Source organism: Actinomycetota bacterium, from assembly GCA_009923495.1.
Lineage (GTDB): Bacteria > Actinomycetota > Actinomycetes > S36-B12 > UBA5976 > UBA5976.
Genome location: RFTJ01000028.1, coordinates 1 through 7,434, shown reverse-complemented (window position 1 = coordinate 7,434; position 7,434 = coordinate 1). Strand labels below are relative to the sequence as shown.

The following is a 7,434-nucleotide window of genomic DNA, read 5'->3' as shown; positions in this document are numbered from 1 at the left end:
CATTTGTGCCAGCACTCAAAAAGGCCGTTGCGCCAGAACCGCTTTGATAGACAACCGCCCCAACCGTGCCCCCTGCAATATTGGTTGCAGATGTTGCCGTGCCAGCGTTGCCAGATACCGACCCCGTGATGGTGTTGGTCACCGTCAAGTTGGTCAATGTCCCCAAACCCGTGATGCCAGAATAACTACCCGACAATCTGGCGCTGTCAATCGTGCCGCTGGTGATCTGAGTGCCCGAAATGGCGATGCTGGTGCTTCCCGCTAAAGTCAATTGACCCTGGGCATTGACCGTAAAAGTCCCGACAGATGATGCCGACCCATACGCCGCCGCAGTCACCCCTGTGCTGGTGATGCTGAACGTGTTGCCCGTTAGGGTCAATCCCGTACCCGCCAAATAAGACCCAGCGCCTGAGAATTGCGACCAATTGATCGCGGTCACATCAATTGTGCCGCCTTGGTTAGACGTGCAAACCCACCCCGTATCTGCTAGGGTTGTGCCAGATTCAATAAACGTGAAAGCAGATGGAACTTCTGCCCAAACATTCATGTCGGCAGATCGCGCCCAAGTGCCTGATGCCGCCACATAAATACCGTTGAATTGGCTTGATGTCTGATCTTTGACCAAAATCCTGTTTCCAGCGGTCAGCGTGGCAACCCAATCGCCCCCTGCCTGTACCGCCAAGCCCGACAGCGTTATGTTGTTGGTGGTTGAATACACGCACGATGCTTTTACATCCAACCCCTGCGCCACCGAATCCACATATCCCTTATTCGCAATGTCTGTGTCGCCAGTTGGGGTTGTGGTGATCGTGCCCGTTATTGTGCTGATGTTCGTAAATGTGGCATTTGCAGGGCCATAGAACGGCGTTCCAGCAGGGCCAACAAAATACTGGAGGGCATAGGTCGGTTCAGGGGCAAACACCCCTTGAACTGGGACAAAGTTAGTGGTCTGGGTGACCGCTGTGGTCATGGCTTACTCGTAATAAACGGTGCAACTCACTGTGCCGCTAATCACGACATAAATCCCATCCTCGGTGTTGATGCCATCATAAAAATTGTAATTTGTGGCGCTCACAGGTGTGAACGTGTCAATTACTTTATAAGTGGTGCTGGTTGTCTGGGTGTCGTAAATCGTAAGTGTGGGGGTGGATGATGCGGCGCTAACAAAAATGCCTTTCACTTTCCCAGCTTGGTTTTTGACCGTTGTGGTTGCAGAAATCTGTGCAAAATTAGACATGGTTTGGCCTTTCTTTTCAAATTATATGCTTCAAAAGAGAAAAAGCCACCCCTTTTGAGGGCGGCCCTTTCACTTAGTTCATGCCGTTTTAAGGCAAAAAGGTTAGGTCGTAGCCGTAGACAAAAATGTCAGCGGTTGCGGCAGCGCCTTGGGCGGTAGTACAACGCAGATACAACGGCGTTGAAGTGATTGCAGCAGTTGAAGTTGCTGCGGTCACAACAACAGTCGATGCGGCGGTGTTACCCGACAAAGCATATGCCGATTTAACGGTTGTGCCCGTAGCGCCAGCGCCTGTGTACACGGCAAGTTGTGCCGTGGTCAAGCTGACCGATGCGTTGGTCACGATGATGCTTTGAACGCTAACTCGACCAGCAACCAAGATTGGTGCGATGGTGTCGCCAACGGTGTTAAGGTCAACCGATTGAGCAGAGGCAATCAAGCGCAAAGCCTGATTAGTTGCCAGATTGCTCGGGTGGTTGGTGACGGTAGTGGCTGCGCCTGGATTTGCCATGATAGGTTTCCTTTACGTTAATTAAGCTGCAACTCGGCAAGCGAGTTCGGGATACAAAGGGGCCCAGCCGTACAAAACATCCACACGGGTGGGGATAGAGTCGTTATTGATGGTGTACTGACGCACGACACGCATTGACAGTCCCAGTTCCTTGTCGCTTGCGCGACCAGCAAAGACCACCCCGTCTGGCAATTCTAAGTCAGCGGTCGCTAACGTGTATGCATTCTTATGCATTACAATGTTCTGCGGACTTACTACTCCAGTTTTATTAAACGGAGTCACAACGGCGGAAGCGCTGGTGCTGGTCACAGTCACGTTTTGGAACTGACCGCCTGTGATGACAGCGGGGCTGACGGTCACAGAGGTAGTCCCAGAAGTGGCAACAGTCACAGCGGTGGTCACAACAAAATTACGCAACTTGCCCGAACCGTATGCGCTACGGTTTTGGGGGTTGACAGCGTAAATGTTAGCGATCTGGATGACATCGCCTTGTTGCAAACCAGCGGTGGCGGTGGTGGCAGTCAGTGCAATGGTGGACGTTGAGGCCCAACCAGTTGACAAAAAGCCAGTTGCCGTTGCCGTATCGCAAGCCAGGGTAGCAGTGGAATAAGACCCAAACGTCTGGTTCACAACGTTTTGATCCATTTTCCACGACATTCCAGCGCTGTCTTTCCCCATCATGCCTTTTTGGTATTGCTTGGCAATGATGTCGGATGGAACAAACAACCCCTTTAGGCTGTCCACAATGGTTGCGCCCGTGAAAGGCTCAACAATGCAAGAACGGCGACCATCACGGGGTGCGCCCTCAGCGTCCAGATACGCACCAGCGGTCAAGTAGGTGAGCAAGGAGGTTGGGGGAGTGCCAGCCGTACCAACGATGTTGGCAGTGCTGTTCTTTGCCATCGTCAGACCGTCAAAGTCGATCTTGTTGGCAACAGCAGCCACAGCGGGTTTCAGCACACGGTCAGAGAATGCGTCCAATGACAAAGCCAAATCTTGCGTGGTGAACTGGGTATCAACGTGGAACTGTGTTGACAAAGTGACAGGCACAGAAGTCTCGTTGAAATCCTCAACGTTCAATGCTGGGCCAGTAGTTCCAATGAAACGACCAGGACGGCGAACGTTTAGGGTGTTACCGATCTTTGCGCCGCTAACGGCAAATTGATCGTCATAATTGCGGTCAACTTCAGAGGAGAAGGTCAATTCGTTTTCCAAGACCATCAACGCTTCGTTGGTGATCATGGAGATGGTAAGCAGATTGTTGCTCATTTCATTTCCTTAAAAAAAGATGGATTTAGCGGATTCGCCCTGCCATTCGTGCGGCTTTGTAGGCTTGATATGACCCTTCAAATTTACCATCGCTGGTAAGGGGCACATCTCTGCCGTTTGCCGCCGATCTGATTGGGTTAATCGGCGCTGGCGCTTTACTTTTCCCAACGACAGTCTTAGATGTTGGCTCAGTCTTTTCAAACTGGGCTTCTAGCTTTCCAATGCTTCTCAAAGCCGATGCCACCGTCATGCCTGAGAGTTTCTCTGCAAACTCGGGATTCTCGGCAAGGTGATACAGAATTCTTGGGCCTACATCTGATTCAAAGATTGCGTCCCGCACTTCGTTGCTCACAACAACGTCAGCAGAACCAACCATATCGTCAAAATCAGGCATCTCAGACTTGGCAGCTTTAACCCGATCAGTCCAGGCACTAATAACCTTTTCCCGTTCGGCTTGCTGTTTCGCCTGTGCGTCCTTCTGCTTTTCCTCGCCTAACCTTTGTTCAACCCGATAATCTGTTAACGCCTTGGCGTATTCGTACATATCGGAGAAATTCTCTGGCTTGGGTTCACCAGTTGGTTGGGTTTCCGCTTGCGGCTTTGCCCGACCTTCTAATTCCCTAACTTTGGCCTCTAAAGATTCCCGCGCTTCCCGTTCCCGCTTGGCTTCTTGCCTTGCTTCTTCGCGTTGCTTAGTTATCTTTTCAAACCTCAATTCCAACTTTGGATTGCGTTTTCTTTCCTCTGTCGCTGTCGCTTCATCTTCCCCAAGCGGCTCACTCTGGCTTTGCGTTTCTGTCGGCTCTGTGGGAGTTTTCTCAACCACAGCCTCAACAGGCGCTTTGTCAGCTAAACCCATCTTCTTGGCGTTGAACTCAGCTAAATTTTCACTTGTCACCACACTAGCGGCAACTTTTGGTGCTTCTTGCACTTCGGACATGGATTACTCCAAGAATTTACCCAGTTGACCCAACTGGTAAGGTTTGGGGCGATATTACCCGAAATCATGTCAATGTCAATTACTGTGGCATTCCTTGAATAAAAGGACTAGCACCTTGGCTAATATCTTGGGCGGCAAACTGAGCATATTGGCCCTGTTCGGCGTTCAATCGCTCAATCTCGCCCATCAATTGGTCAGGTGACATTCTTGCCAGCAGGATTTTGACCAAGGCATCAATTTCGGTTTTGTTCTGGCTGGTAATGCTGCGGGTGTTTTGGTCATTGACCCGAACCTCTGCCATTGTTTCGGTGTTATGCGCCTTGGCGGTCACTTCCATCAGCTTGCGCTTGGTTGCGCCTTCTTCTTTGATTTGGGCCACTTGCGCCCTGTTGTTGATCTCCAACCCAGCCGCTTGCAACTGCTGTTGTAGTTGCTGAATCATCTGCTCAGACTGCGCCAAACGCATCTGGGCCTCAGGCGGTATATCGGATTTTTCGTCAATGTTTGCCATCGGGTTCATAGCGGCAAGGCGGTCAGCAATTACATCTGCACCTGGGAAATCCATGTTTCTGAATACCAAATCCCCTGCAATATTGAACAATTCCTGATTGCCCGTCAGCAATGGCATCATGGATTCAACCGCTTGCTGGCGCTTGGTCTGGAATCCTGGGCCTGTGTCCATCACCACATCGTATTCACCAACGGTTACATCGTTCAAAACCTCGCCAATTTCGTTGGTCTCGTTGATGGTGGTCATGTCGGGCTGACCATCCGAACCAATAATCCGCATCACCCGTTGTGTGTCGTAAATCTTTGGAATCAGGTCAAGAATGATGCGCCCAGTTTGAGCAATGGAACGGGTCAAATTGTCGTAAAAGTGGAAGTTAGACAGATCAACCTGATTCTGTTGCCCTGCCAATGCCTTGCCTGAGATATTCCCGCTTGGCAATTGGTTAGGGTCAAGAACTCCTAGCACCATCTGCAAATCGTTAGAAATTGCCCCTGCTGCTTCCATAATCCCTGATGGTGGCGGCTCGGGTTGCAATCGCTGGGGCGCTGGCGCTGGTACGCCTTCAATGTCTTTTTGCTTGTATCTCAGCACAGGCATTGACTTGATGTTAGCCATTGCCCATTCGTTTTCATGACCCTCATCTTGACCCTCTGCCATCACCCATTTGGCTTTAGGCGCAAGGGCAATGCTCTCGGTCATGCTGGTGCGCCAGAAGTTGTACATCCGCTGGGGGTCTTTTGCAAACCGTACCAGCCCGTATTTCTTGCGCTTGTCATCCACAATGACTTGCGCCCCATAGCAAGGCACAACGGGGATATATTTCCCCGCCCAGGTCTTTTCCTCAAGCACTTCCAATGCGGTCATCTTGGCCCATTTAACGGCCTTGCGGAAGGATTCACGCTCGTCTACCACAGTCAAACCTGCGGCCTCAACTCGCGCAAAGAATCCAGCACTGTCCCCAAATGAAGAAGTGCCGTCACTCAGCAAATACAGCTTGGCCCTTTCGCGCTCAATCCAAAAATACTCAGCAATCCTAATATCCTCTTTGGTCACCCAGGCGGCGGTGTCATCCCCTGTGCTTCTTTGCTGAAAGTTAGCGCCATCGTTTGCACCTGGGTACATTTCCCTAAAAATCTTCTTGTCCAAGATGGTCGTGATCAAACAACGCTCGGCATCCGAACCATCTGGCCTGATGCTGTTGGGGTCAAAATAAACAGTAAAAGGGTTGTCAATCGCATCAATGTAGATTTCTTGATCAAAAGAATCTTCCCTTACATATTTGTAATTTATGCGCCAGTAGCCCCAGCCCATTCTGACAGCGTAGTCAAAGGCGGTGTCATAAGCGCTGTCTGCGCTGGAATTAACCTCAATATGACGGGTGATGCCCTCAATAACTTGGGCGATTTTATAGTCGGCAAGGTTGTTGACGGGGTGAACTTTGATGCGTGGGCGCTGCTGACGCTGTTGGTTGGTAACCTGTCGGATGTACGCATCGATCTTATTGATCGTCAGGCAAGGGCGGCTTTCTAAATTGCGGCTATTCTGAATCTCAACGGGCCATTGGTCACCAGCAGCAAACTTAATGTCGTTTAGCGCCTCGGCTCGGTTTGTGGAATCCGAATCATTGACCAAGCGCCAGAACTTGATCGCCTCTGAAATCTTGTCTTTTGCGTTATCTTCGTCTTGGTATGCCATATAAACCCCTTTGGGTAATTATCCCATCCAACTTCCCGCCATAGCAACCATTTGTTTCTTGCGTTTGGGTGGTTCTTTGATCATGAGGGCAATGTAGCGGAATGCGTCTGCCCCGTGGGAATAATGGTCATGCAGAGGGTTTCGGCTGAATTGCCCCGTGTCTGGGTCAACCTCGTAGCGGTAATGACGCAAACAAGCCAACCCATCTGCGGTGTGTTCGCGGTCAAAGTAACAGTTCGGGAATATCGTCCTTGCGGCATTGATAGAGTCCAGAATCGGCACTCTGGGCAGGATGGTGGTCTTGTACCCTGCCGCCCTCACAATGTCATCAATCGACCGCCCAGCGGCTGCCAAGGTCTTGGATTCAGCGTCATGGGGCAACCAAATGGTATCGTACACATAACCATAGGTTTGCATCGTGGCAAGGTAATAGCTGATGGTTTTCTGGCTATCCTCAATGTAGCGGATTAGCCTTGTTTCCATCCCCACAAACTGCAAGAACCAGATGGCGGTGCTGTCCGACCAACCCAGGTCGAACACAGCATGAACGGGTTTGGTTGCATCGTAAGGCACTTTGATGATGCGCCCATCCTTCTCGGCCTGTTGCATTTCCTTGGCAAAGATTGCCCCGTCCACGGTCTGGCGGCACAAACCTTCCCAGACTTGGTTGTAGGCTTCCTCGTCTCTTTGCTTTAGCGCATCCTTTTCCAAGCGCAGGGTTTCGGGAAACCAAGGGTTGTCACTCCAGTTCACCCGCATGGTGATGCAATCCTCTGGGGGGTTTGCCACAAACCGCTGGTAAGTCTCGTCTGTTTCCAACTCAGGGTTAAACGAAATCCATATTTCACTACCCTCGGCACGAATGGTAGGAATCAGCACATTCCATGACAGGCGACTGACCGTTTGTGCCTCCTCGACCCAACAGATTGAAACACCTTCATAGCTTTTTACATTTGCAATGTTGTTTTTGAGGCCAACAAAGCTGAATTCTGTGCCGTTTTTGCCCCGAATGCTGGCCTGGGTAATCTCGTAGAACCCCAGCAAGCCCAGGCTTTCAATTTGGTCGCACAACAGCTTATGCACCGAATCCCGCATGGAGGTCATAAACTCACGGGCGCACAAGATGCGAATGGGATTCTTTGCCCCCAGGATAAGCAACGCCCTAGCTATGCCCCAAGATTTAGCCCCGCCCCTGCCGCCATAAGCCACTTTGTAACGGCTTTTCCTAAACAGACCTTCCAGCTTTACAGGGAATTCTGCCCTTGCAATAG

7 protein-coding genes are annotated in these 7,434 nt (G+C 50.9%); all 7 read right to left on the bottom strand.

From position 1 onward, the window contains the following. Positions 1 to 970 (bottom strand): hypothetical protein (locus EBS36_07035; protein NBU32900.1); only part of this gene is annotated, 970 nt, incomplete at its 3' end. A gap of 3 nt (positions 971 to 973) precedes the next feature. Continuing rightward, complete coding sequence (locus EBS36_07030) at positions 974 to 1,237, bottom strand: hypothetical protein (protein ID NBU32899.1); 264 nt, start codon at positions 1,235 to 1,237, stop codon at positions 974 to 976. A gap of 88 nt (positions 1,238 to 1,325) precedes the next feature. Then, the gene (locus EBS36_07025; protein NBU32898.1) at positions 1,326 to 1,748 is read right to left on the bottom strand and encodes a hypothetical protein; all 423 of its coding nucleotides are present in this window, start codon (positions 1,746 to 1,748) and stop codon (positions 1,326 to 1,328) included. 21 nt (positions 1,749 to 1,769) lie between these two features. Then, positions 1,770 to 3,017: a hypothetical protein gene (locus EBS36_07020; protein ID NBU32897.1), complete on the bottom strand. Its 1,248-nt coding sequence runs from the start codon at positions 3,015 to 3,017 to the stop codon at positions 1,770 to 1,772. Positions 3,018 to 3,042: 25 nt separating this feature from the next. Then, positions 3,043 to 3,957, bottom strand: coding sequence for a hypothetical protein (locus tag EBS36_07015; GenBank protein NBU32896.1), 915 nt, complete (start codon positions 3,955 to 3,957; stop codon positions 3,043 to 3,045). Positions 3,958 to 4,036: 79 nt separating this feature from the next. Next, positions 4,037 to 6,163 carry a hypothetical protein gene (locus EBS36_07010; protein ID NBU32895.1) on the bottom strand — a complete coding sequence of 709 codons (2,127 nt, stop codon included), beginning with the start codon at positions 6,161 to 6,163 and terminating at the stop codon, positions 4,037 to 4,039. An 18-nt stretch (positions 6,164 to 6,181) separates the two neighbouring features. Beyond that, entirely contained in the window at positions 6,182 to 7,432 is a 1,251-nt protein-coding gene (locus EBS36_07005; protein ID NBU32894.1) for a PBSX family phage terminase large subunit, read from the bottom strand. Between the last annotated feature and the right edge of the window lie 2 nt (positions 7,433 to 7,434).

What these genes read in the sequence shown, in the direction of transcription:
- EBS36_07025 (NBU32898.1), bottom strand. Translation starts at nt 1,748, where the DNA reads ATGGCAAATCCAGGCGCAGCCACTACCGTCACCAACCACCCGAGCAAT.
- EBS36_07010 (NBU32895.1), bottom strand. Translation starts at nt 6,163, where the DNA reads ATGGCATACCAAGACGAAGATAACGCAAAAGACAAGATTTCAGAGGCG.
- EBS36_07030 (NBU32899.1), bottom strand. Translation starts at nt 1,237, where the DNA reads ATGTCTAATTTTGCACAGATTTCTGCAACCACAACGGTCAAAAACCAA.
- EBS36_07015 (NBU32896.1), bottom strand. Translation starts at nt 3,957, where the DNA reads ATGTCCGAAGTGCAAGAAGCACCAAAAGTTGCCGCTAGTGTGGTGACA.
- EBS36_07020 (NBU32897.1), bottom strand. Translation starts at nt 3,017, where the DNA reads ATGAGCAACAATCTGCTTACCATCTCCATGATCACCAACGAAGCGTTG.